16 protein-coding genes are annotated in these 24,059 nt (G+C 59.9%); 13 read left to right on the top strand and 3 right to left on the bottom strand.

Annotated elements, in window-relative coordinates:
* Positions 1 to 48 precede the first annotated feature (48 nt).
* From MMG91_RS01550 to MMG91_RS01515, 8 genes are all read left to right on the top strand, one after another.
* On the top strand, positions 49 to 939 hold the full coding sequence (locus tag MMG91_RS01550; RefSeq protein WP_007906781.1) for an NAD(+) kinase: 891 nt from the start codon (positions 49 to 51) through the stop codon (positions 937 to 939).
* A complete protein-coding gene (locus MMG91_RS01545) occupies positions 936 to 1,910 on the top strand; it encodes a metallophosphoesterase (RefSeq protein WP_305449790.1) in 975 nt (324 codons plus the stop codon). Before MMG91_RS01550 ends, MMG91_RS01545 begins: the two co-directional genes overlap by 4 nt.
* Entirely contained in the window at positions 1,907 to 2,776 is an 870-nt protein-coding gene (locus MMG91_RS01540) for a rhomboid family intramembrane serine protease (protein ID WP_310658513.1), read from the top strand. The genes MMG91_RS01545 and MMG91_RS01540 overlap by 4 nt, the downstream gene beginning before the upstream one ends.
* 32 nt (positions 2,777 to 2,808) lie before the next feature.
* On the top strand, positions 2,809 to 3,069 hold the full coding sequence (locus tag MMG91_RS01535; RefSeq protein ID WP_038984092.1) for a YeaC family protein: 261 nt from the start codon (positions 2,809 to 2,811) through the stop codon (positions 3,067 to 3,069).
* Positions 3,066 to 3,896 carry a DUF2797 domain-containing protein gene (locus MMG91_RS01530; protein ID WP_305449485.1) on the top strand — a complete coding sequence of 277 codons (831 nt, stop codon included), beginning with the start codon at positions 3,066 to 3,068 and terminating at the stop codon, positions 3,894 to 3,896. Before MMG91_RS01535 ends, MMG91_RS01530 begins: the two co-directional genes overlap by 4 nt.
* Positions 3,897 to 3,906: 10 nt before the next feature.
* Positions 3,907 to 6,564: an aminopeptidase N gene (gene pepN, locus MMG91_RS01525; RefSeq protein WP_310658512.1), complete on the top strand. Its 2,658-nt coding sequence runs from the start codon at positions 3,907 to 3,909 to the stop codon at positions 6,562 to 6,564.
* A 372-nt stretch (positions 6,565 to 6,936) separates the two neighbouring features.
* Positions 6,937 to 8,004: a YCF48-related protein gene (locus tag MMG91_RS01520; RefSeq protein WP_310658511.1), complete on the top strand. Its 1,068-nt coding sequence runs from the start codon at positions 6,937 to 6,939 to the stop codon at positions 8,002 to 8,004.
* Positions 8,005 to 8,032: 28 nt separating this feature from the next.
* A complete protein-coding gene (locus tag MMG91_RS01515; RefSeq protein ID WP_048394525.1) occupies positions 8,033 to 10,417 on the top strand; it encodes an RND family transporter in 2,385 nt (794 codons plus the stop codon).
* Positions 10,418 to 10,480: 63 nt separating this feature from the next.
* Here the strand turns inward: MMG91_RS01515 and MMG91_RS01510 are convergent, their stop codons facing one another.
* From MMG91_RS01510 to MMG91_RS01500, 3 genes are all read right to left on the bottom strand, one after another.
* Positions 10,481 to 15,196 carry a dermonecrotic toxin domain-containing protein gene (locus tag MMG91_RS01510; protein WP_310658510.1) on the bottom strand — a complete coding sequence of 1,572 codons (4,716 nt, stop codon included), beginning with the start codon at positions 15,194 to 15,196 and terminating at the stop codon, positions 10,481 to 10,483.
* 143 nt (positions 15,197 to 15,339) lie between these two features.
* A complete protein-coding gene (locus MMG91_RS01505) occupies positions 15,340 to 16,059 on the bottom strand; it encodes a FadR/GntR family transcriptional regulator (protein ID WP_310658509.1) in 720 nt (239 codons plus the stop codon).
* A gap of 201 nt (positions 16,060 to 16,260) precedes the next feature.
* A complete protein-coding gene (locus MMG91_RS01500) occupies positions 16,261 to 17,997 on the bottom strand; it encodes an IlvD/Edd family dehydratase (RefSeq protein ID WP_305506504.1) in 1,737 nt (578 codons plus the stop codon).
* Positions 17,998 to 18,190: 193 nt separating this feature from the next.
* Here MMG91_RS01500 and MMG91_RS01495 point away from each other — a divergent pair, with 193 nt between their 5' ends.
* From MMG91_RS01495 to MMG91_RS01475, 5 genes are all read left to right on the top strand, one after another.
* A complete protein-coding gene (locus MMG91_RS01495) occupies positions 18,191 to 19,513 on the top strand; it encodes an MFS transporter (RefSeq protein WP_310658508.1) in 1,323 nt (440 codons plus the stop codon).
* A 175-nt stretch (positions 19,514 to 19,688) separates the two neighbouring features.
* The gene (gene araD1 / locus MMG91_RS01490) at positions 19,689 to 20,681 is read left to right on the top strand and encodes an AraD1 family protein (RefSeq protein WP_310658507.1); all 993 of its coding nucleotides are present in this window, start codon (positions 19,689 to 19,691) and stop codon (positions 20,679 to 20,681) included.
* Positions 20,682 to 20,691: 10 nt separating this feature from the next.
* A complete protein-coding gene (locus MMG91_RS01485) occupies positions 20,692 to 22,272 on the top strand; it encodes an aldehyde dehydrogenase (NADP(+)) (RefSeq protein ID WP_310658506.1) in 1,581 nt (526 codons plus the stop codon).
* 199 nt (positions 22,273 to 22,471) lie between these two features.
* Positions 22,472 to 22,768: a DUF5629 family protein gene (locus MMG91_RS01480; RefSeq protein ID WP_310658505.1), complete on the top strand. Its 297-nt coding sequence runs from the start codon at positions 22,472 to 22,474 to the stop codon at positions 22,766 to 22,768.
* Complete coding sequence (locus tag MMG91_RS01475) at positions 22,761 to 23,930, top strand: lactonase family protein (protein WP_310658717.1); 1,170 nt, start codon at positions 22,761 to 22,763, stop codon at positions 23,928 to 23,930. The genes MMG91_RS01480 and MMG91_RS01475 overlap by 8 nt, the downstream gene beginning before the upstream one ends.
* Positions 23,931 to 24,059 lie beyond the last annotated feature (129 nt).

Below are 24,059 nucleotides of genomic sequence, written 5' to 3'. Positions count from 1 at the left end.
ATCGTGTTTTTCGCCGTCGCAGGCCCTCCGCGTCCCAATAGGAGCCCCATGGAGCAATTTCGTAATATCGGCATCATCGGTCGCCTGGGCAGTTCTCAGGTGCTGGATACCGTCCGCCGACTGAAACGGTTTCTGCTCGATCGTCACCTGCACGTGATCCTCGAAGACACCATCGCCGAAGTCCTGCCGGGTCATGGCCTGCAAACTTCGTCGCGCAAGATGCTCGGTGAAGTGTGTGACATGGTGATTGTGGTCGGTGGTGACGGCAGCCTGCTGGGTGCAGCCCGGGCGCTGGCCCGACACAATATTCCGGTGCTCGGCATCAACCGGGGCAGCCTGGGGTTCCTGACCGATATTCGCCCCGATGAGTTGGAAGTCAAAGTCGCCGAAGTGCTCGACGGCCACTACCTGGTGGAAAACCGCTTCCTGCTGCAAGCCGAAGTTCGTCGCCACGCCGAGGCCATTGGCCAGGGCGATGCGCTGAACGACGTGGTGCTGCACCCTGGCAAATCGACGCGGATGATCGAGTTCGAGTTGTACATCGACGGCCAGTTCGTCTGCAGCCAGAAGGCCGACGGCCTGATCGTCGCCACACCGACCGGCTCGACCGCCTACGCACTATCGGCGGGCGGCCCGATCATGCATCCCAAGCTCGACGCTATTGTGATTGTGCCGATGTACCCCCATACCTTGTCAGGTAGACCGATCGTGGTCGATGGCAACAGTGAGCTGAAAATCGTTGTGTCCAAAGATATGCAGATTTACCCGCAAGTCTCCTGTGACGGGCAGAATCACTTCACCTGCGCGCCCGGTGACACCATCACCATCAGCAAAAAAGCGCAGAAGCTGCGGCTGATTCACCCGCTGGACCACAACTACTATGAAGTCTGCCGGACCAAGCTCGGCTGGGGCAGCAAGTTGGGTGGTGGAGGCGACTGATGCTCGATCCCGCGCGTAGCTACGACCTGATCGGTGACGTGCACGGTTGCGCTCTGACCCTTGAGCACTTGCTCGACCGGCTCGGTTATCAAAAACACGGTGGTGTCTGGCGGCATCCGTCGCGCATGGCGGTGTTCCTCGGCGACATCATCGACCGCGGCCCGCGGATTCGCGAGGCGCTGCACATCGTCCACGACATGGTCGAGGCCGGTCAGGCGCTGTGCATCATGGGCAACCATGAATTCAACGCCCTCGGCTGGAGCACTCCGGCGTTGCCGGGCAGCGGCCAGCAGTTCGTGCGTGAACATACGCCACGCCACGGTCGCCTGCTCCATGAAACCCTGACCCAGTTCGAAGATCACCCCCAGGATTGGCACGACTTTCTGCAATGGTTCTATGAACTGCCATTGTTTGTCGATGCCGAGCGTTTCCGCGTGGTACATGCCTGCTGGGATGCCAGCCTGATCGAACCGTTGCGCGGTTTGTTCCCCGACGGTTGCATCGACGAACACTTCCTCCAGGCGTCCGCGGTGCCGGGCAGTTTTGCCTGCACCGTGTTCGATCGCCTGTTGCGCGGCACCGACATGCGCTTGCCCCACGGGTTGACCATGACCAGCGGTGACGGCCTGACGCGTTCGTTTTTCCGCACCAAGTTCTGGGAAGACGACCCGCAAACCTACGGAGACATCGTGTTTCAACCCGACGCCTTGCCTGAGCCAGTGGCCCGCACGCCACTGTCCTCCACCGAAAAAGACAACTTGCTGCGCTATGGCGTCGATGAGCCGCTGTTGTTCGTCGGCCACTACTGGCGCAGCGGCAAACCGGCGCCGATCCGCCCGAACCTGGCGTGCCTGGATTACAGCGCGGTGCTCTACGGCAAACTGGTCGCTTATCGTCTGGATCAGGAAACCCGTCTCGACCCGCATAAATTTGTCTGGGTCGATGTCGAGCGGCCGGAGGTGTTGCGATGACGGCGGTGGCGGTATTGCGTCTGCCTCTGGCGGTGGATTTGAGCGGGTTCGTCAAACTGCTGCAGCGCATGCAAGTGCCTCATCGGGTCAGCGAAGAGGCGGGTGAGCAAGTGCTGTGGGTACCGGCCAACATCAGCGAAGACGTACGTTCATTGTACGAACGCTTTCCGGCGGGCGACCCCGATCAGCAACTGGATATCCCGATGACGCAGACCCTGCAGCGTCCGGGCTTCGTCGAGCAATTGCGCCACAGCAAGGCTACGGCGTTGGTGCTGCTGTTGACCCTGATCGTCGCCATGGTGACGCTGCTCGGCGATAACCTCGAGACGATACGCTGGCTGACCTTCCTCGATTTCCGTGTGGTCGGCGAATACATCCATTTCACACCCTTGGCCGACAGCCTGGCGGCGGGGCAATGGTGGCGTCTGGTGACGCCGATGCTGATCCACTTCGGCATCCTGCACCTGGCCATGAACGGCATGTGGTACTGGGAGCTGGGGCGGCGCATCGAGTCCCGCCAGGGCAGCATCAACCTGATCGGCCTGACGCTGCTGTTCAGCCTGGTATCCAACTATGTCCAGTTCCTTTTCAGCGGCCCGAGCTTGTTTGGCGGGTTGTCCGGCGTGCTGTACGGCCTGCTCGGGCATTGCTGGATCTTCCAGGTTCTATCGCCGAACCCGGCGTATCGCCTGCCCCGAGGGGTGTTGGTGATGATGCTGGTGTGGTTGCTGGTGTGCCTGTCAGGGCTGGTCTCTATGATCGGCTTTGGCCAGATTGCCAACGCTGCCCACGTCAGCGGGTTACTCATCGGATGCTTCACCGGTTTGTTGGGCGGTTTGTACAACCGCCGTAAACTGGCCGTCTAAAACAGTTATGAATGAAGAGCGCGGAGCCCTTGATGTCCTCTTTTAACGAAATGATCAAAAACATCACCCCGGATATCTACCAGAGCCTGAAACTGGCGGTGGAAATCGGCAAATGGTCCGACGGTGGCAAACTCACCGCCGAGCAGCGCGAACTGTCCCTGCAAGCGATGATCGCCTGGGAAATCCAGAACCTGCCCGAGGAAGAGCGCACCGGCTACATGGGCCCGCAGGAATGCGAGTCGAAGTCGATCGAAGTGCCAAACATTCTGTTCAAATCGGATGCCATCCATTGATCGAGATTGGCCGCGGTGCAATCAGCAAAATGTCGGCGCGCCTTGACGGGCCGAACGTTCAGTACGCTTTTCGTCTGGGCGACGCCGAGGTACCGGTCAATCCCTTGATCGGCACCACAGTGCGCCTGGAATACCTTGGGGCGATCCACTGCACCCATTGTGGACGCAAGACCAAAACCAGTTTCAGCCAGGGTTACTGCTACCCGTGCATGACCAAACTGGCGCAGTGCGACATTTGCATCATGAGCCCGGAGCGTTGCCACTACGATGCTGGTACCTGCCGTGAGCCTGAGTGGGGCGAAAAATTCTGCATGACCGATCATGTGGTTTATCTGGCCAATTCGTCAGGGATCAAGGTCGGCATAACCCGTGCTACGCAGCTGCCCACTCGTTGGCTCGATCAGGGCGCCAGCCAGGCCTTGCCGATCATGCGCGTCGCTACCCGCCAGCAGTCGGGCTTCGTCGAAGACCTGTTCCGCAGCCAGGTCGCCGACAAGACCAATTGGCGTGCGTTGCTCAAGGGCGATGCGGTGTCGGTGGACCTGGCGCAGGTTCGCGATCAACTGTTTGAAAGTTGTGCCCAAGGTTTGCAAGGTTTGCAGGAACGATTTGGCCTGCAAGCAATCCAGACCATTACCGATGTCGAACCGCTCGAGATCCGCTACCCGGTCGAGCAATACCCGGCCAAGATTGTCAGCTTCAACCTGGACAAGAACCCGATTGCCGAAGGCACGCTGCTGGGGATCAAGGGCCAGTACCTGATTTTCGACACCGGCGTGATCAATATTCGTAAATACACGGCCTACCAGCTCGCCGTGCATCAGTAAGGATTCCAGTATGCGCACCGAACAACCGAAGATGATCTACCTGAAGGACTATCAGGCGCCTGAGTACCTGATCGACGAAACGCACCTGACCTTCGAGTTGTTCGAGGACCACAGCCTGGTCCATGCGCAACTGGTGATGCGCCGCAATCCTGAGCGTGGCCCGGGCCTGCCGCCGCTGGTACTGGACGGCCAGCAACTCGAACTGCTGTCGGTGACATTGGCTGACCGCGAGCTGAGCGCCGCCGACTACCAGTTGACCGAGAACCACCTGACCCTGCAACCGACCGACACAAGCTTCACGGTCGACACCAGCGTCAGGATCCACCCGGAAACCAACACGGCCCTGGAAGGCCTGTACAAATCCGGCACCATGTTCTGCACCCAGTGTGAAGCCGAAGGTTTCCGCAAGATCACCTATTACCTCGACCGCCCGGACGTGATGAGCACGTTCACCACCACGGTGGTCGCCGAACAGCACAGCTATCCGGTGCTGCTGTCCAACGGCAACCCGATTGCCTCAGGTCCGGGCGAAGACGGCCGGCACTGGGCGACCTGGGAAGACCCGTTCAAGAAACCGGCGTACCTGTTTGCGCTGGTGGCCGGTGACCTGTGGTGTGTCGAAGATACCTTCACCACCATGACCGAGCGCTCCGTGGCGCTGCGCATTTACGTCGAGCCGGAAAACATCGACAAGTGCCAGCACGCGATGAACAGCCTGAAGAAGTCCATGCGCTGGGACGAAGAGGTCTACGGTCGCGAGTACGACCTGGACATCTTCATGATCGTTGCGGTCAACGACTTCAACATGGGCGCCATGGAAAACAAGGGCCTCAACATCTTCAACTCCAGCGCCGTGCTGGCCCGCGCCGAAACCGCTACCGACGCCGCGCACCAGCGGGTCGAGGCGATCGTCGCCCACGAATACTTCCACAACTGGTCGGGCAACCGCGTGACCTGCCGCGACTGGTTCCAGTTGTCGCTGAAGGAAGGCTTCACCGTGTTCCGCGATTCGGAGTTCTCCGCCGACATGAACTCGGCGACGGTCAAGCGTATCCAGGACGTGGCGTATCTGCGCACCCACCAGTTCGCCGAAGACGCCGGCCCGATGGCCCACGCCGTGCGTCCAGACAGCTTCATCGAGATTTCCAACTTCTATACCCTGACCGTGTACGAAAAGGGTTCGGAAGTGGTCGGCATGATCCACACCTTGCTGGGTGCCGACGGTTTCCGCAAAGGCAGCGACCTGTACTTCGAGCGCCATGACGGCCAGGCCGTGACCTGCGACGACTTCATCAAGGCCATGGAAGACGCCAACGGCGTTGACCTGACTCAATTCAAGCGCTGGTACAGCCAGGCCGGGACCCCACGTTTGGTGGTGAGCGAGTCCTACGACGCCACAGCAAAAACCTACAGCCTGACCTTCCGCCAGAGCTGCCCGGAAACCCCGGACAAGGTGGAAAAACTGCCGTTCGTGATTCCGGTGGAACTGGGCCTGCTGGACAGCAAGGGTGGTGAAATTGCCCTGCGTCTTGCCGGTGAAGCCAGTGCTCAAGGCACCTCGCGGGTTATTTCGGTGACCGAAGCCGAGCAGACCTTCACCTTCGTCGACATTGCTGAAAAACCACTGCCTTCGTTGCTGCGTGGCTTTTCGGCGCCGGTGAAGCTGAGCTTCCCGTACGACCGCGATCAGCTGATGTTCCTGATGCAGCACGACAGCGACGGTTTCAACCGCTGGGATGCCGGTCAGCAATTGTCGGTGCAGGTGCTGCAAGAGTTGATCGAACAGCAACAGAAGGGCGAAGCGCTGGTGCTGGATCAGCGTTTGGTTTCAGCGCTGCGTACCGTGCTGTCCGACGACACGCTGGATCAGGCCATGGTCGCCGAAATGCTTTCGCTGCCAGGCGAGGCGTATCTGACCGAGATCAGTGAAGTGGCTGATGTAGACGCCATTCACACAGCTCGCGAGTTTGCCCGTAAGCAATTGGCTGAAGGTTTGTTCGAGGCATTGTGGCTGCGTTATCAGGCCAATCGCGATCTCTCGAAGAAAACGCCGTATGTCGCCGAGGCCGAGCATTTCGCCCGCCGCGCGCTGCAAAACATAGCGCTGTCGTACCTGATGCTCAGCGGCAAGCCGGAAGTCTTGGCGGCGACCCTCGAGCAATTCGACACCAGCGACAACATGACCGAGCGTCTGACGGCGTTGGCGGTGTTGGTCAATTCCCCCTTTGAAGAACAGAAAGCCACGGCGTTGGCGACCTTCGCCGAACACTTCAAGGACAATCCGCTGGTCATGGATCAGTGGTTCAGCGTTCAGGCCGGCAGCACATTGCCGGGCGGTCTGGAACGAGTCAAAGCCTTGATGCAACACCCGGCGTTCACCATCAAGAACCCGAACAAGGTGCGGGCACTGGTCGGCGCGTTTGCCGGGCAGAACCTGATCAACTTCCACGCGGCCGATGGTTCCGGGTATCGCTTCCTGGCGGATCTAGTGATCGAGCTGAACGGGTTTAACCCGCAGATCGCTTCTCGCCAACTGGCGCCGCTGACTCGGTGGCGCAAATACGACGACGCTCGTCAGGCGTTGATGAAAGGTGAACTGGAGCGGATTCGTGCTTCGGGGCAACTGTCCAGCGACGTGTACGAAGTGGTCAGCAAAAGCCTGGCCTGACCTTACTCACCTGATCGTTCCCACGCTCCGCGTGGGAATGCATCCCGTGACGCTCCGCGTCACAGCTTCAACAGCGGACGCAGAGCGTCCATGGCGGCATTCCCACGCAGAGCGTGGGAACGATCTTCCTGAGTATCACCCCTCGAAATGCCTCCCCATTCACCCCCACCCCATACCCCTCCAGTTAACAAAACATAACGCGGCGTCGATTGTCAGACCTTTCCAAACCCCGATAGGATAAGCCAGCTTCCGAAGGGGCTCTGGATTGCGGGTTTCAGGACTATGCTTCTGAATAGGGCAATCCCGGTGAGCACCCCTTACGGCGCCCTGAAGGGTTGAACGACCTAACAATAATAATGTGGGGGAAGGTCTATGAGTGAGCCTGTCATGGGTGTGAGTATTGGCCGCCCGCCGGCGTTACGCAGGTTCGCGTTGCTGGCTACAGCGCTCTCGCTGTTGGGCTGTACCGTGCTGTCGGCGCCTGCGCTGGCCGCGGCCGCGTCGGCCTCCGACGTGGTTTATTCCGTTGAGTCCGCCAAGGCCAGCAAAGGCCTGATGCTTGATGTCGTACACGCCGGCAAACGCCTGGTGGCGGTTGGCGATCGTGGGCACATTCTGTATTCCGATGACCAGGGTGCGACCTGGACCCAGGCCAAGGTGCCGACCCGGCAACTGCTGACGGCGGTGTTTTTTGTCGATGACAAACACGGCTGGGCCGTTGGCCATGACGCGCAGATCCTCGCCAGCGAAGACGGCGGCATCACCTGGACCAAACAATTCGAAGACCTGACACGCGAATCGCCGCTGCTCGACGTCTGGTTCAAGGACGTTAACAGCGGGTTTGCCGTGGGCGCTTACGGTGCCTTGCTGGAAACCACCGACGGCGGTAAAAACTGGGAAGACGTCAGCGATCGTCTCGACAACGAAGACCAGTACCACCTCAACGCCATTGCCGCGGTCAAGGATTCCGGCATTTTCATCGTCGGCGAGCAGGGCAGCATGTTCCGCTCCGCCGATGATGGGCAGACCTGGGAAAAACTTGAGGGCCCTTACGAAGGCTCGCTGTTCGGTGTGATAGGCACTGCGCAACCGGCCACGCTGCTGGCCTATGGGTTGCGCGGCAATCTCTACCGTTCCACGGATTTCGGCAATACCTGGGAGCAGGTCGAACTCAAGGCTGCACGGGGTTCACTGGAGTTCGGCCTGTCCGGCGCCACGTTGCTCGACGACGGTTCCATCGTGATCGTCGGCAACGGCGGCAGCATTATTCGCAGCACCGACGACGGCGAAACCTTCAGCGTGTTCAACCGCCCGGATCGCATCTCCGTCTCGGCGGTCACGGCGGCGGGCAACGGTAATCTGATTCTGGCAGGACAGGGTGGCGTTCGCGTCACTTCGCCCACCGGTGCAGAGAATGGAAAAAACGGGTCGTCCAAATGAGCCGGGCAAATAATAAGAAGGCGGGTCTATGACATCCTTAAGCACTCCTCATCAGGACAAGGCGACGTTTCTTGAGCGCCTGATTTTCAACAATCGCCCGGCAGTCATCGTCATCTGCCTGCTGGTCAGTGTTTTCCTGTTCTGGCAGGCAACGCTGATCCGGCCGTCCACCAGTTTCGAAAAAATGATCCCGCTCGAGCATCCATTCATTGAAAAAATGATGGAGCACCGCAACGATCTGGCGAACCTGGGCAACACAGTGCGGATCTCGGTGGAAGCCACCGACGGCGACATCTTCTCCAAGGAATACATGGAGACCCTGCGTCAGATCAACGACGAGGTGTTCTACATTTCCGGCGTCGACCGTTCCGGCCTCAAGTCGTTGTGGAGCCCGAGTGTGCGCTGGACCGAGGTGACGGAGGAGGGCTTTGCCGGCGGTGAAGTGATTCCCCAGAGCTATAACGGCTCCCAGCAAAGCCTCGACCTGCTGCGCAACAACGTGCTCAAGTCCGGGCAAGTCGGCCGTCTGGTGGCCAACGACTTCAAGTCGAGCATCGTCGACATCCCGCTGCTGGAGTCCTACCCGGACCCGCAGGACCAGGGCAAGTTGCTGGCGCTGGACTATCGCAAGTTCTCTCACGAGCTCGAAGACAAGATCCGCAACAAGTTCGAAGCCCAGAACCCCAACGTGAAGATCCACATTGTCGGGTTCGCCAAGAAAGTCGGCGACCTGATCGATGGGCTGGTCATGGTGGTGATGTTCTTCGGCGTCGCCTTCGTCATCACCCTGATCCTGCTGTACTGGTTCACCAACTGCATGCGCAGCACCGTGGCGGTGTTGAGCACGACGCTGGTGGCGGTGGTCTGGCAGCTAGGCCTGATGCACTTTTTCGGTTTCGGGCTTGATCCGTATTCGATGCTGGTGCCGTTTCTGATCTTCGCCATCGGGATTTCCCACGGCGTGCAGAAAATCAACGGTATCGCCTTGCAGTCCAGCGAGGCGGAAAACGCGTTGACCGCTGCTCGCCGCACCTTCCGGCAGCTGTTTCTGCCGGGGATGATCGCGATCCTCGCGGATGCGGTGGGCTTTATCACGCTGCTGATCATCGACATTGGCGTGATTCGTGAGCTGGCGATCGGCGCGTCCATCGGCGTGGCGGTGATCGTGTTCACCAACCTGATCCTGCTGCCGGTGGCGATTTCCTACGTCGGGATCAGCAAACGCGCGGTCGAACGCAGCAAGAAAGACGCACACCGCGAACATCCGTTCTGGCGCCTGCTGTCGAACTTTGCCAGCCCCAAAGTCGCCCCGATTTCCATTGCCCTGGCGCTGATCGCTTTCGGTGGTGGCCTCTGGTACAGCCAGAACCTGAAGATCGGCGACCTCGACCAGGGCGCGCCGGAGCTGCGTCCGGACTCGCGATACAACAAGGACAACAGCTTCATCATCAACAACTACTCCACCAGTTCCGACGTGTTGGTGGTGATGGTCAAGACCAAGTCCGAAGGTTGCTCGCGTTATGAGGCCATGGCGCCGATCGACGAGCTGATGTGGAAAATGCAGAACACCGAGGGCGTGCAGTCGGCGATCTCGCTGGTGACCGTGTCCAAGCAGATGATCAAGGGCATGAACGAGGGCAACCTGAAATGGGAAACCCTGTCGCGCAACCCCGACGTGCTGAACAACTCCATCGCCCGTGCCGATGGCCTGTACAACAACAATTGCTCCCTGGCACCGGTGCTGGTGTTCCTCAACGATCACAAGGCCGAAACCCTGGACCGCGCGGTGCATGCGGTGCAGGACTTCGCCAAGGAGAACAACAAGGAAGGCCTGGAATTCATCCTCGCCGCCGGTAATGCCGGGATCGAAGCGGCCACCAACGAGGTGATCAAACGCTCCGAACTGACCATTCTGATTCTGGTGTACATCTGCGTCGCGACCATGTGCATGATCACCTTCCGTTCCTGGGCGGCGACCTTGTGCATCGTGCTGCCGCTGGTACTGACCTCGGTGCTCGGCAACGCGTTGATGGCGTTCATGGGGATCGGTGTGAAAGTGGCGACCTTGCCGGTGGTGGCGCTCGGGGTGGGGATTGGCGTGGACTACGGAATCTACATCTACAGCCGTCTGGAAAGCTTCCTGCGTGCCGGTCTGCCACTGCAAGAGGCGTACTACCAGACGCTGAAGTCCACCGGTAAAGCGGTGCTGTTCACCGGTCTGTGCCTGGCGATCGGCGTGTGCACCTGGATCTTCTCGGCCATCAAGTTCCAGGCCGACATGGGCCTGATGCTGACCTTCATGCTGCTCTGGAACATGTTCGGCGCACTGTGGTTGTTGCCGGCACTGGCGCGGTTCCTGATCAAGCCGGAAAAACTGGCGGGGCAGAAGGGCAACTCGCTGTTTGCTCACTAGGCGTCAGCCTGACCCAAAAAGCCGCAACTCAGGTTGCGGCTTTTTTATGGGGGACCGAATCACTCAGCGTGGTTGTAGCGTCAGGAATGCACTGTTGGCCAGTTCCTTGCTGATGATCCCGCGGTGGATATCGATTTTCTGTTTCGGATCTGTAGCCTTGGCCATTGCCGATTCGTAGGTTTCGAAGCGTTGTTCCCTGGTTTTCAGATGGGCCTGGGTATATTGCGTCTTGGCATCATCGAAGCGCTCATAGTGAAAATGCGCATACCCCCAGGGTTGATCGTCTTTGTTCAACAGGGCGTACTCCTGCATGAAGTCTTTACGTCCGGTTTTCAGTTGTACGCGATTGCCAATCATGCGTGGGTAAACCTCCTTGCACCGTAACAGAAACTCCACACCCTCACTGCTGGGGGGCTGGGCCAGTGTCATGCGGATGCGCAGTTCCGATGCCTTACTGTCGAGGGCTCGCGCGTGATCGCGTAAATCGCGGATTAACGAGGCATCTTGTTCCCGGTTTGGCGAGGGTGCCTCATGGTGTTCCAGGCCCTCGGCATACCCGGTCAGCTTTTGTGCTTCGCGTTGCAATTGCTCTTCAATTTCCTTGGGTGAGCTTGCGCGTTGCGCGTAACCCTCGATTTTCCTTACCTGCTTGTCGACATTGGCGATGGCCTTGCGGGCATCCCCTTTGAGCTGTGCGTAGGAGTGCGCGGAGGCCTTGGGCGCGGGCTGCCTGACCTCGACCATTTCTACCCAGACATTCGGCTCATGTTCATGGAAAGAAGCCAGTGGCGCATCTTCGAGTGGACCGTTGATATCAACAATGTCTCCGCCCTGGTTAGCCACGCGGGGGCGAATATCGCCGATCAGAGTGCCCTTGGCGGTTTTGATGACCCGCTTGCGACTGGCCCATGAAGAGGGGCGCTGGATCGGGGGCTTGCTGGTTCCGGGTGAAGACGGAGCGGGCTCGGAGACCGAAGGTTGCGGGAGGTTTTGAAGGTCGTCGGCCAGACGTCGCTCGGCATCGAGGCGCAGTTCACCGATGATCTCTCGCAGACGATTGAAGGCCGCTGGCTGTAATTCTTCGGCATTGAAGATGCCGATACTTTCAAGCCCGTCCAGTGCTTTGCGGTAGTGATCGACCAGGTTGTCCAGAACGGCGATCCGATCGCTGCTGTTATACGTGCGAGACGTTTGCAGTTCGGAATGGGAGCGAGACAGCAACATCAGGGGATCGAGTGCGCGTTCGAGTGGGGCCATGGTGTCGCTCCCCAGTTCCTTCAGGCTGAGAATCCGCAAGATGCCCAGTTGGTAGGACTTGACTCGCAAGGCGGTCAATTCATTCTCGGAGCGATTGTCGGTCAACCGTTTCCAGTCCTCCAAGCCCAAGCGAGACAAGGGTTTAAGCTCCGCAAGTCGGCTCTCTGATTCTTCGTAGAACCTGATCATGGTTTCGTTGACTTCGGAGGTCCTGCGCATGAATTCGAAATATCGATCCAGCACGACGCTACCCTTGTCCTTGATTTCTTCGCGCAAGTGTTCGATACCGCTGGTCAAGTCCGCGTAGGTGCGATTGGTGGCTTCCCGTTCCCGGTCAGCGATGACAACACGTTTGCGCGCGTTGTTGATGAGATTCACCAGCAGGCTGCGCTGCAGGTTTGGATCGGGATCCGATTTGCTCAGAGCGCTTTTTTCGCGGATTTCGGCAAGCGCCGTGACGTAGGTTGCGCTCTGTTTATCCAGCTCGTCCACGAACCGTTGGCGAAAAGTGGCGCGATCCTGTTCGCTGCTGGCGGGGTCGTTTCTTTTCAGTTCCATCAGCTTTTCCGCGATATCAACGCGTTTTTGCACCTGCGTCTGTTGCTGTAAAAATTCCTGGTGGTTCAGTTCCAGCAGGCTGATGCGTTGCTGTTTGCTCTCGCGCAGGGCATTCCGCCTGGCGTTACGTCCTCCCCCGAGCAGTTTCAGCCCTTGATCCAGCGTCCATCGGCCGTACCCATCGGTTTTGAGCTTGATTCCCGGATGGTCGGGGTGCTCGGGATGCACCAGGTAGGCCTCGCCGAAACCGGGCACGACACTCACGCGAAACAGCAGGCCGGCGATCGTGGCGTGCCATTTATTGTCGATCCGGTACAAACCTTTGAAAGGACCGGTCGCAACAGGCTCTGGCAGGGACGCCGGCCATGCAACCTTGACCGCCAGCAGCCTGTTGAACAGCCGCGCCGAGGTCGAGTCCCGAGCGGTCGACAGGTTGAAATCCAGCAACGTATTGCCACTGCCCGGCGGTTCGGAGGGCAGTCCGGGTGTTTCTTGGGTGATGGTTGTCTCGGGATTCAGCAAGTCCAGTGGCAACAGACGGCGCAGCGGATCGAGGGTTGCCGGACTGTCTTCGCCCATGCGCTCTGGCGCCAGTGCAGGCCGTTCACCTTGAGTTCGCGCGACATGCAAAAGGAGCAGGCCGATGTTCAAGAGCACATCGACCCAGGCCAGATTCCGGGCAGTCGGGTCATCACTGTCCAGTGCGGGCAGGTCGTTGATCAGGCTATGGGTGATTTGCAGCATCCAGCCCACCAGCATTGCCGGGCCGCGCAACAGTGGCAGTACCAGGTTGTTAAAGACCAGCCAGCCACCCTCAAGGATAATCGCCCAACGGCTTTCGGCATTGGACACTGACTGCCTGTCAGCCAGATCGGCCAGCGCCCGGGCGTTGCTGGCGAACAGGCTGGCCGTCAATCGACCTTCCTCCACTGCACTGAGCCACTGGGCCGCAGCTTCGTCGCCTGCCAGAATCGCCGGTTTTGGCTTGTCGGGTGGCGAGAACTCGTCGCCGATGTGAAAGTGGTTGATATGCGGTTCATTGAAACCGTTGTTGTCGTAAACCGGACGTGCGCGGTCCGGGAGCCAGGTCAGCACGCTGGTTTGCAGTGCGCCCTGTTGCGCGACCGCTTTGAGCAAGTCGCTGCGTGCGGCGTATTGCTGCAGTGACGGGCTGTACAACGGGCGATACAGGATATGTGGGCCAGTGGCCTGCAAGTCTTTAGGCTCGATGATGAACATATTGGCGGCCACATCACAGGCGGCGCCGTCCTTGCGTTGGAACGCCAGAGGCCGGATGACCACGGCCTGTCCATCGACGACCCGTTCGGCGGCGGTGCGATTCATCAACGCATCGACATAGCGATACCCCAGATGAGTGAACCCGTGCTCACCCTTGATCGAATGCTCGAGGGCCAGCAGGGGAAGATGAACCGACAGTTCCAGCGCGAACAATCGTTCCCGCTCCCGTGCGTCGTCGGTGTTGCCGAGCAGCAAGGTTTCGATCAGTTCGGGATAGTGCTTGCCGACATTGACCCGGCTCACCAGGTCCAACAGGTAGGCGTCGGTAGTCCACTCCTGAATCAGTTGATCTCCCGTGTGACGGACAGTCATGCGGCCCCTGGGTTTTGCGGCGAGATTTTTGATCGCCAGCTCGGTCAGGGTCATTTTGACGGTTTCGATGTAGCCGCTGCCGAGGTCACCGACGGGGACATGAAAGGTCAGTTCCAGCTCGTCGGAGTTGTAGCCGGGCGCCAACGGATAATCATCTTGCATCTGCTTGTGCAGGGCTTTTCGGGCAAACATACGAAGGTCGTCGATGCCATCGCTGAAGGTGCGCCCCTGGGTCTGTTGCTTGACGCTGGCCATTGCCAGGACGTGCTTGCGATAGGCCATGCGGTCAGTGGGTGTCGCCGCTTGCAACCACCTGGGAATCGATGCCTGTATCGGTTGAAAAACCGCATCGTCCGGTTGGCTGTCGATAAACAGCGTGGCGACGTCGGTGATCGCGTCAACGTGTTTCGCCAACTCGCCCAGGCCCTGGCTGGCGGGCAATTTGAGCGCAGCCAGATCTTCCAGTTGTCGGTTCAGGGGCAGGGCAGCCTGAATGTCAAAGATGTTGCCGTCCGGTTCAAACCGCTTCCAGGTGATGACATCGGCCTTGTATGCCTGCTGAAACCGTGCGCCCCAGGCCAGGCCGAAAGCTTCCAGGGAAGAGAAGGGCTCGATTTTGCCGGTCACGCTGCACAACAAATGGGTTTCACCACAAGTCACCAGGAGCTCGGAGGCCTGCAGCGTAATGGAAACGTCACCTTTGGTCAGGGTGGTTTGCAGGGTGCAGGCTTGTATGGGGCCTTTTGACCAGGGTTGCTGGAGACGCTGCTGGTTGTCCGGGTGGCTGGCCAGTTCCGCGAGAATCCCGGCCTGCACCGGGTTGCTTTTCGACAGGCGGGTCGCGGCTGTCTGCAGGACACCGGCCAGCAAGTTTCCCAGCCATTGCCAGCGGCTGACGCCGCTCTCGTCCTTCTCATTCCAGTAAAGGGTCAGCGAATCCTGAAACCCGATGTGCAGCAAGTCGGGCAGATCAAGGATGACCCCCGCAATCACCTGGAAATCAGGCAGGCGTGATGTGGTTTTGCCGACAGTCAGTCGCGCGGGCGCGCGGTTGGTCAGAAAGCAGGCACGACCGAACCGCTCGCTGAAATCGACAGGTGTGCCGCTGGCCAGATAATCCAGTACCAAATCCAGCAGCAACGTGAGGCGCCAGGCCCCGTTGGGAATCGGCTGCGCGATTTTGGTTCGCTCAGGGTCAAAGTCCAGTTGCGGGTATTTTTCCAGTACGCCGTCCTTGAGCAGGCGAGCGGTTTCCGAGCGCAGGGTGGGGCGGGAGCTGAAGCGGGCACTGACGGCGTGCGCGATGATGTTGGTAAAATCCGCCGTGGCGGGGGGGGATGCAGGTATCGGCATGATGCAATCCTTTGCATGGGTTGAGTTACGCAAAGTAAGGCGAAGCCGCAATGGATGTGAGGTAACGGGATACCGCACATCCGGCAATTCGATGATCTAAGTGATGACTACGTGGCGGCAATGAGCCAGGGGAATTGTGGTGGTTATGAGGGATCGGTGCCGAGCACCACATTCAGCGCATTACGCGCATCGTCCAGTTGCACCAACGTCGCATGCCGTGCACCCAGCGCATCACGGTTTTCGATCGCCGTCAGAATCGCCTTATGCCGAGGCAGCGCCAATTCATGCAGGTTCGGCCGTTGGTTGGAATGCTTCAAGGCTTCGGCAATCGCCACCGACAGCATGTTGCACAGGTTCGCCAGCAAGTCGTTGTGGGTTGCGTCGGCGATGCGGCTGTGGAAGTCCAGGTCCGGTTGCAACAACGCTTCCGGGGTCGGCGCCGCTTCCATGCGTTGGTAGGCTTCACTGATGGAGGCGATGTCTTCGTCGGTGGCGAACTGTGCGGCCAACGCGGCAGCGGCCGGTTCGATGATGCTGCGCACGCTGGTCAGCAGATCAAAGAATTCATTTTGCGGGCTGCTTTGCATCAGCCAGTGCAGCACGTCCGGGTCGAGCATGTGCCATTCCTTGCGCTGCTTGACCACCGTGCCGACTCGCGGGCGGGAATACACCAGGCCCTTGGCGACCAGCACCCGGGTGGCTTCGCGCAGGACCGGCCGGCTGACCGCGTATTCCTCGCACAACAGGGCTTCGGCGGGCAGTTTGTCGTCCGGTTTGAACCGTCCCGAAACGATCTGCATGCCCAGTTCCTGGACGATGCGCGAGTGCATGCTTTTGCGGTCGGAGGGTTTGCGGTAATCCATGGGGAACGGCGCGATCCTGTGCGATGGGGTGCCGCGCATGATAGCAGGCGCGGCGAGTGATGGTCGCTAGCGCGAGATTGATCGTTCCCACGCTCTGCGTGGGAATGCAGCCCGTGACGCTCCGCGTCATTTTCCGCGCTGGGACGCGGAGCGTCCCTTGAGGCATTCCCACGCGGAGCGTGGGAATGATCGGCGGAAGGGTCAGTGGGAGTGGCGCGGCACCTCGGCCCCTCGGCAACCAACCAGGAAGTCGAAGTCGCAACCCTGATCCGCCTGCAGTACATGATCGATGTACAACTGGCGATAACCGCCCACCAGCAACTGTTGCGGTGGTTGCAGGTCGGCCATGCGTGCGGCCAGTTCGGCGTCGGGAATATCCAGGTGCAAACGCCCGTTGGCGCAATCAAGCTCGATCCAGTCACCTTCCTTCACTGTCGCCAATGGTCCGCCGGCCGCCGCTTCCGGAGCAACGTGCAGAACAACAGTGCCATACGCCGTGCCGCTCATGCGTGCATCGGAGATGCGCACCATGTCGGTCACGCCCTGGGCCAACAGCTTGGCCGGCAACCCCATGTTGCCGACTTCGGCCATGCCCGGGTAACCCTTCGGACCGCAGTTTTTCATCACCAGAATTGAATTGGCATCTACATCCAGTTCCGGATCGTTGATCCGCGCCTTGTACATGTCGAAGTTCTCGAACACCACTGCACGCCCGCGATGTTGCATCAATTCTGCGCTGGCGGCGGACGGTTTCAGCACCGCGCCCAATGGCGCCAGGTTGCCGCGCAACACGCAGATGCCGCCGTCAGCGCGGATCGGGTTGTCGAGGGTGCGGATCACTTCGTCCTGGCCGTAAATCGGTGCGTCCTTGGTGTTTTCGCCGATGGTTTTGCCGTTGACGGTGAGGGCGTTCGGATTGGGAATCAGGTTGGCTTCGCCGAGGCGACGCAGCACCGCGGGCAAGCCACCGGCGTAGTAGAACTCTTCCATCAGGAAGCGCCCGGAGGGTTGCAGATCGACAATGGTCGGCATGCCGCGACCGATGCGGGTCCAGTCATCCAGGTCCAGTTCGACACCAATGCGCCCGGCGATGGCTTTCAAATGGATCACCGCGTTGGTCGAACCGCCGATGGCGGCGTTCACCCGGATGGCATTTTCGAAGGCTTCCTTGGTGAGGATCTTCGACAGTTTCAAATCTTCACGCACCATTTCCACTGCGCGCATGCCTGACATGTGCGCCAACACATAACGGCGCGCATCGACCGCCGGAATCGCCGCGTTATGGGGCAGGGAAGTGCCGAGTGCTTCGGCCATGCAGGCCATGGTCGAGGCCGTGCCCATGGTGTTGCAGGTACCGGCCGAGCGCGACATGCCGCCCTCGGCCGCAAGGAAATCATCGATGGTGATGGTGCCAGCCTTGACCTGTTCACTGAGCTGCCAAACCACCGTGCCCGAGCCGATGTCCTGGCCTTTGTGCTTGCCGTTGAGCATCGGCCCACCGGTGACGACGATCGCCGGTACGTCGCAACTGGCCGCGCCCATCAGCAACGCCGGGGTGGTTTTGTCGCAGCCGGTGAGCAGCACCACGCCATCAATCGGGTTACCGCGAATCGCTTCCTCGACGTCCATGCTCGCCAGGTTGCGGGTGAGCATGGCGGTGGGGCGCAGGTTCGATTCGCCATTGGAGAACACCGGGAATTCCACTGGAAAACCGCCGGCTTCGATCACCCCGCGTTTGACGTGCTCGGCGATCTGCCGGAAATGCGCGTTGCACGGGGTCAGTTCCGACCAGGTGTTGCAGATGCCGATGATCGGCTTGCCGTGGAACTGATGGTCGGCGATGCCCTGATTCTTCATCCAGCTGCGGTACATGAAGCCGTTCTTGTCGGCGGTGCCAAACCATTGGGCGGAGCGCAGGGTGGGTTTCTTATCAGACATGATCGATTCTCTTATTGTATGACTATATTGTTCGAGCTACGGCGTAACATAAGCGCAATTTCGGCTGTTTGGAAGTGTTGTTGGTTAAATAGTATTACTATATAGTCGTTTTCAACGGAGGGATGGCCCTGGCGGTTTTCTGCGAGAGGCGTCCCCCGAGGTTCTATAACAACAACAATCGGAGACCGAACTCATGGGCCAGGAACTGCGGCTTATTCGTCGCATCACGCTGAAACTGATTCCCTTCCTGATCCTGCTGTACCTGATCGCCTATGTGGATCGCTCCGCGGTCGGTTTCGCCAAGCTGCACATGGGCGCTGACATCGGCCTGGGTGACGCGGCTTATGGCCTGGGTGCCGGGCTGTTCTTCATTGGCTACTTCCTGCTGGAAATCCCCAGCAACCTGATGCTCGACCGCTTCGGCGCCCGGCGCTGGTTCGCGCGGATCATGGTTACCTGGGGCGCCATCACCATCGGCATGGCGTTCGTCCAGGGACCGAACAGCTTCTATGTGATGCGCTTTCTGCTCGGCGCGGCCGAAGCCGGGTTCTTCCCGGGCGTTCTGTACTACATCACCCAATGGTTCCCGATCCGCCATCGCGGCAAGATCCTCGGGTTGTTCATCCTTTCCCAACCCATCGCAATGATGATCACCGGCCCGGTGTCCGGCGGCTTGTTGGGCATGGACGGGATTCTTGGGCTGCACGGCTGGCAGTGGCTGTTCATCGTCATCGGCATGCCGGCAATCCTGCTGACCTGGCCAGTGCTGCGTTACCTGCCGGACGGCCCGCAACAGGTGAAATGGATGGACCAGTCTGAGAAAGACTGGCTGACCGGCGAGCTGAAAAAGGACCTGGAGGTGTACGGCCAGACCCGCCACGGCAATCCGCTGCATGCGCTGAAGGACAAACGTGTGTTGCTGCTGGCGCTGTTCTATCTGCCGGTGACCCTGAGCATCTACGGTCTCGGTTTGTGGTTGCCGACGTTGATCAAGCAATTCGGTGGCACTGACTTGGTGACCGGTTTCGTGTCGTCGGTGCCGTACATCTTCGGGATCATCGGTTTGCTGATTATTCCGCGCAGCTCAGATCGCTTGAATGATCGCTACGGTCATCTGGCGGTGCTGTATGTGTTGGGCGCCATCGGTCTGTTCCTCAGCGCCTGGCTGACCGTGCCGGTGCTGCAATTGGCGGCGCTGTGCCTGGTAGCGTTCGCGCTGTTTTCCTGCACCGCGGTGTTCTGGACCTTGCCGGGTCGCTTCTTCGCCGGCGCCAGTGCGGCGGCGGGGATCGCGTTGATTAACTCGGTGGGCAACCTCGGCGGCTACATCGGTCCGTTCGTGATCGGTGCGCTGAAGGAATACACCGGCAACCTGGCGTCGGGGTTGTACTTCCTGTCTTGCGTGATGGTGTTCGGCCTGGTGCTGACGGGGGTGGTTTATCGGTTGCTGGAGCGTAAACACGTGCTGCCGGCCGATGAATTTGCGGCCAGTGCGCGTGGGGCGACCCGTATCTGACACGAAGTAGGCAATCACCACCGACCCTGTGGGAGCGGCGGTGCGACGATTCGACTTGCCCGCGATAGCAATCTGCCTGGCACATCAATGGTGAATGTGCCGCCGTCATCGCGGGCAAGCCCGCTCCCACAGGACCCTGCGTTGTTTTGAAGTTTTGCGTTAACAGGAGAAAATCATGCGTTTAGTTCAGTTCGAATTGAGTAACGGCGAGCGCCGTGTCGGCGTGGTCGAGGATGGCCTGGTGCGCGAAGTGCAGGATGCGCGCTCGGTGCGGGATCTGGCGCTGGCGGCGATCGAGGCGGGCGTCAATCTTGAGCAACAGGTTCAAACCTTGGGGCTGGGCATCAGCCACGACTATTCAGCGCTGCTGGCCAATCTGCAAATCCTCCCACCGCTGGATCACCCGGACCCGGCGCACATGCTGGTCAGCGGCACCGGCCTGACCCACCTGGGCAGCGCTTCGGCCCGGGACAAAATGCATCAGCAGGTCGGCGACGAAACCGCCATGACTGACACGATGCGCATCTTCAAGTGGGGCGTGGAGGGCGGTAAACCTGCGACCGGCCAGGCCGGCGTGCAACCGGAGTGGTTCTACAAGGGCGACGGCAGCATCGTCGTGCGACCGGGCAAGCCGTTTCCGTTGCCGCCCTTTGCCGAAGATGCGGGGGAGGAGCCGGAGCTTAGCGGCCTCTATGTCATCGGCCACGATGGCAAACCGTATCGCCTCGGTTTCGCGGTGGGCAACGAGTTCTCCGACCACGTAATGGAGCGCAAGAATTACCTTTACCTGGCTCACTCGAAATTGCGCAGTTGCAGTTATGGCCCGGAGCTTCGGGTCGGTGAATTGCCGCAACATCTGGCAGGCACCAGCCGCATCCTGCGCGACGGCGAAGTGCTTTGGCAGAATGAATTCCTCAGTGGCGAAGCCAACATGTGCCACAGCCTGGAAAACCTCGAATACCACCATTTCAAATACAGCCAGTTCCTGCGCCCCGGCGATGTGCACATTCACTTCTTCGGCACCGCAACCCTGTCCTTCGCTGAAGGCATTCGCACCCAACCGGGTGACGTGTTCGAGATCAGCCAAGCCGAGTTCGGCGCGCCCTTGATCAACGGCATTGAGCCCGTTGAAGCGGCGTTCGAACCCGGCACCGTCGGCACACTTTAAGGAGACACCCATGACCCGGATTCTTGGTCACAACTACATTGGCGGTCAGCGCAGCGCTACCGGCATCGTCAAACTCCAGAGCGTTGACGCCAGCACTGGCGAGGCTTTGCCCCACGATTTCTATCAGGCCACCCTTGCAGAAGTCGACGCCGCCGCGAAGGCTGCTGCCGCTGCTTATCCGGCCTATCGCAGCTTGAGCGCCGAACGACGTGCGCAATTCCTCGATGCGATTGCCGATGAGCTGGACGCGCTGGGCGATGACTTTGTCGCCGTGGTCTGCCGCGAAACCGCATTGCCGGCCGGCCGTATTCAAGGCGAGCGTGGTCGCACCAGCGGCCAGATGCGTCTGTTCGCCAAGGTGCTGCGGCGTGGTGATTTCTATGGCGCGCGGATTGATCGCGCGCTGCCTGAACGTACGCCTTTGCCACGTCCCGACCTGCGTCAGTACCGCATTGGTCTTGGGCCGGTCGCGGTGTTTGGCGCGAGTAACTTTCCGTTGGCGTTTTCCACGGCGGGCGGCGACACCGCTTCGGCCTTGGCCGCCGGTTGCCCGGTGGTGTTCAAGGCCCACAGTGGCCATATGGCAACCGCCGAATGGGTGGCCGACGCCGTGATCCGCGCTGCCGAGCAAACCGCCATGCCCGCCGGTGTGTTCAACATGATCTACGGCGGCGGGGTGGGTGAGGCGCTGGTCAAGCACCCGGCGATTCAGGCGGTCGGTTTTACCGGCTCACTGAAGGGTGGTCGTGCACTGTGCGACATGGCCGCGGCACGGGCGCAGCCGATTCCGGTGTTTGCCGAGATGTCGAGCATCAACCCAGTGATCGTGCTACCGCAGGCGCTGGAAACTCGTGCTGAAAGCGTCGCCCGTGACCTCACGGCTTCGGTGGTGCAGGGGTGTGGGCAGTTCTGTACCAATCCAGGGTTGGTGATCGGTATTCGTTCGCCGCAGTTCAGCGCGTTCGTGCAGCAGGTGGCGGGGCTGATTGGCGATCAACCGGCGCAAACCATGCTCAATGCCGGTACGTTGAATAGCTATGGCAAGGGCCTGCAGAAACTTCTCGCGCATCCGAAAATCGAGCATTTGGCCGGCAACCCGCAACAAGGCAATCAGGCGCAGCCGCAACTGTTCAAGGCCGATGTCAGCCTGTTGATTGATGGCGATGAAGTGCTACAAGAGGAAGTATTCGGTCCGACCACGGTGTTCGTCGAAGTGGCGGATCAGGCGCAACTCAGTGCCGCGTTGAACGGTTTGCATGGGCAGCTGACGGCAACGATCATCGGTGAGCCGGCGGACTTCGAACAGTTCGGTGAACTGACTCCATTGCTGGAGCAAAAGGTCGGACGGATCCTGCTCAACGGCTATCCGACCGGCGTGGAAGTCTGCGACTCGATGGTTCATGGCGGGCCGTATCCGGCGACTTCCGATGCGCGCGGCACGTCGGTGGGCACCCTGGCCATCGACCGTTTCCTGCGCCCGGTATGCTTCCAGAACTACCCCGACAGCCTGCTGCCGGAAGCGCTGAAGAATGGCAATCCGCTGCGCATCCAGCGCCTGGTCGATGGCAAGCCATCGCGCGACGCTCTCTGACGGCCCTCAACTGATGGGCTCGGTCCCCTGTAACTGATCGTTCCCACGCTCTGCGTGGGAATGCCTCAACGGACGCTCTGCGTTCGGCTGTTGATGTGACGCGGAGCGTCACGGGCTGCATTCCCTCGCGGAGCGTGGGAACGATCATTGCGGCGTGTTGAGCTATCATTGCCACTTTCCCATTCAAAGATTGACTGCCATGACTGCCGTAAACGATACCTTGCTCAACGCCCTCGAACACTGCGACATGCTGGAGATAGACGGGTTGCACGCGTTCGACTTCTCTCTCGATGAAGACGATAACCTGCACATCGAATGCATGGACGGTCGGGCGCTCAAGCGCTGGGAGTTCAGCATTGCGCAGATCGCGGCGGCGACTTTTGATCCCGACTTGAAGAGCTGGATCATCACCGGTGATTCCGGTGAACACCGACTGGTGCCCATGGAAGCGTTCGGCGGTCAGGACGACGAGGACGAAACGAATGAGGATGCGTAACTTCTGGCCACTGTTGATCGCCGGCAGCGTCGGCGCAATGGGCGCGCAAGCGGCCTCGGTCGACGGTTACGAATTACTGGTGGGCTCCTACACCGCCGGCCAGAGCCAGGGGATTTATCGCCTGAGTTTCGACAGCCGCACCGGGCAGATCGATGCCAAACCCCTGCAAGTGGTGAAGAGCGCCAACCCGTCCTGGCTCGCCGTGTCCAAGGATCAACAGCGCCTGTTCGCGGTCAACGAAAACGGCCCGGGTCAGGCCGATCCGGTAGGGCGTGTCAGCAGTTATGCGATTGATCCAAAGACCTATGAGTTGAGCCTGATCAGTCAGGTGCAAACCTTGGGCAACGAGCCGACGCACTCGAGCGTCAGCGGTGATGCCAGTCACCTGTTTGTCAGCAACTACTCGGTGGCTGAAGATCCGGGCGGCACCCTGGCAGTATTGCCGGTGGGCCCCGATGGCCAGCTGAAACCCGTCGTGCAGATGAGCAGTCATCCGTCCAGCCGGGTCAATCCTGAACGGCAGAAGTCGGCGCATGTGCATTCGGTGGTTTCATCACCGGATGGCCAATACGTGTTTTCCAACGATTTGGGAGCGGACAAGATCTTCGTCTATCGCTTCGATCCCAAGGCCAATCCGGAACTGCCGCTGACCGCCGCCAAACCCGCGTCCGTCCAGTTGCCCCCCGGCAGCGGGCCGCGACACTTGCTGTTCAGCGCCGACGGCAAGCACGCCTGGCTGACCCTGGAAATGAGCGCACAGGTGGCGGTGTTCGACCATCAGGACGGCAAACTCGTGCAAACGCAGTTGGTCGATCTGGCGGCGGGTCTGCCGACATCGGGCAAGGCTGCGGCTGCGCTTCACGCCTCGGCTGACGGCAAGTTTCTTTACGTCAGCAACCGTGGCACCACCAATCAGTTGCTGGTGTTCGCCATCGACCCGGCGACCGGCCACCTCAAGGAGCTTCAGCGCCGCTCCGTGGACGGTGATCACCCGCGTGAGTTCAGCCTCGATCCGAGTGGCAAGTTTGTGCTGATTGCCAACCAGAAGAGCAACCAGATTGTCGTCGTCGAGCGCGATGCCAAGACCGGTCTGTTGGGTAAAACCGTGCAGAAATTGCCGATGGATGCCCCCAGCGATCTCAAGTTTCTGGTGCGTCAATAAACCGCAGGCCCCGGTTGATGGGGCCTGCAACCTTCTATTAATGAGACTGATATCGGCTAATACTACAAAGCATTTCAAGGCGTCGACCCTCGGGAGTTAAGTTTGCTTCACGGCCCCACCGGGCAAGCA

This window comes from Pseudomonas sp. JL3 (assembly GCF_031570575.1).
GTDB lineage: Bacteria > Pseudomonadota > Gammaproteobacteria > Pseudomonadales > Pseudomonadaceae > Aquipseudomonas > Aquipseudomonas cucumis.
Note: the sequence above shows the minus strand (reverse complement) of the source record. Positions and strands in the feature narration are given on the sequence as shown.

Bases quoted from the DNA above. Each gene is read 5' to 3' on its own strand.
- MMG91_RS01550 (WP_007906781.1), top strand. From the start codon at position 49: ATGGAGCAATTTCGTAATATCGGCATCATCGGTCGCCTGGGCAGTTCT.
- MMG91_RS01500 (WP_305506504.1), bottom strand. From the start codon at position 17,997: ATGTCTGATAAGAAACCCACCCTGCGCTCCGCCCAATGGTTTGGCACC.
- MMG91_RS01480 (WP_310658505.1), top strand. From the start codon at position 22,472: ATGACTGCCGTAAACGATACCTTGCTCAACGCCCTCGAACACTGCGAC.
- MMG91_RS01515 (WP_048394525.1), top strand. From the start codon at position 8,033: ATGACATCCTTAAGCACTCCTCATCAGGACAAGGCGACGTTTCTTGAG.
- MMG91_RS01520 (WP_310658511.1), top strand. From the start codon at position 6,937: ATGAGTGAGCCTGTCATGGGTGTGAGTATTGGCCGCCCGCCGGCGTTA.
- MMG91_RS01540 (WP_310658513.1), top strand. From the start codon at position 1,907: ATGACGGCGGTGGCGGTATTGCGTCTGCCTCTGGCGGTGGATTTGAGC.
- MMG91_RS01505 (WP_310658509.1), bottom strand. From the start codon at position 16,059: ATGGATTACCGCAAACCCTCCGACCGCAAAAGCATGCACTCGCGCATC.
- MMG91_RS01475 (WP_310658717.1), top strand. From the start codon at position 22,761: ATGCGTAACTTCTGGCCACTGTTGATCGCCGGCAGCGTCGGCGCAATG.
- MMG91_RS01510 (WP_310658510.1), bottom strand. From the start codon at position 15,196: ATGCCGATACCTGCATCCCCCCCCGCCACGGCGGATTTTACCAACATC.
- MMG91_RS01485 (WP_310658506.1), top strand. From the start codon at position 20,692: ATGACCCGGATTCTTGGTCACAACTACATTGGCGGTCAGCGCAGCGCT.
- MMG91_RS01535 (WP_038984092.1), top strand. From the start codon at position 2,809: ATGTCCTCTTTTAACGAAATGATCAAAAACATCACCCCGGATATCTAC.
- MMG91_RS01495 (WP_310658508.1), top strand. From the start codon at position 18,191: ATGGGCCAGGAACTGCGGCTTATTCGTCGCATCACGCTGAAACTGATT.
- pepN (WP_310658512.1), top strand. From the start codon at position 3,907: ATGCGCACCGAACAACCGAAGATGATCTACCTGAAGGACTATCAGGCG.
- araD1 (WP_310658507.1), top strand. From the start codon at position 19,689: ATGCGTTTAGTTCAGTTCGAATTGAGTAACGGCGAGCGCCGTGTCGGC.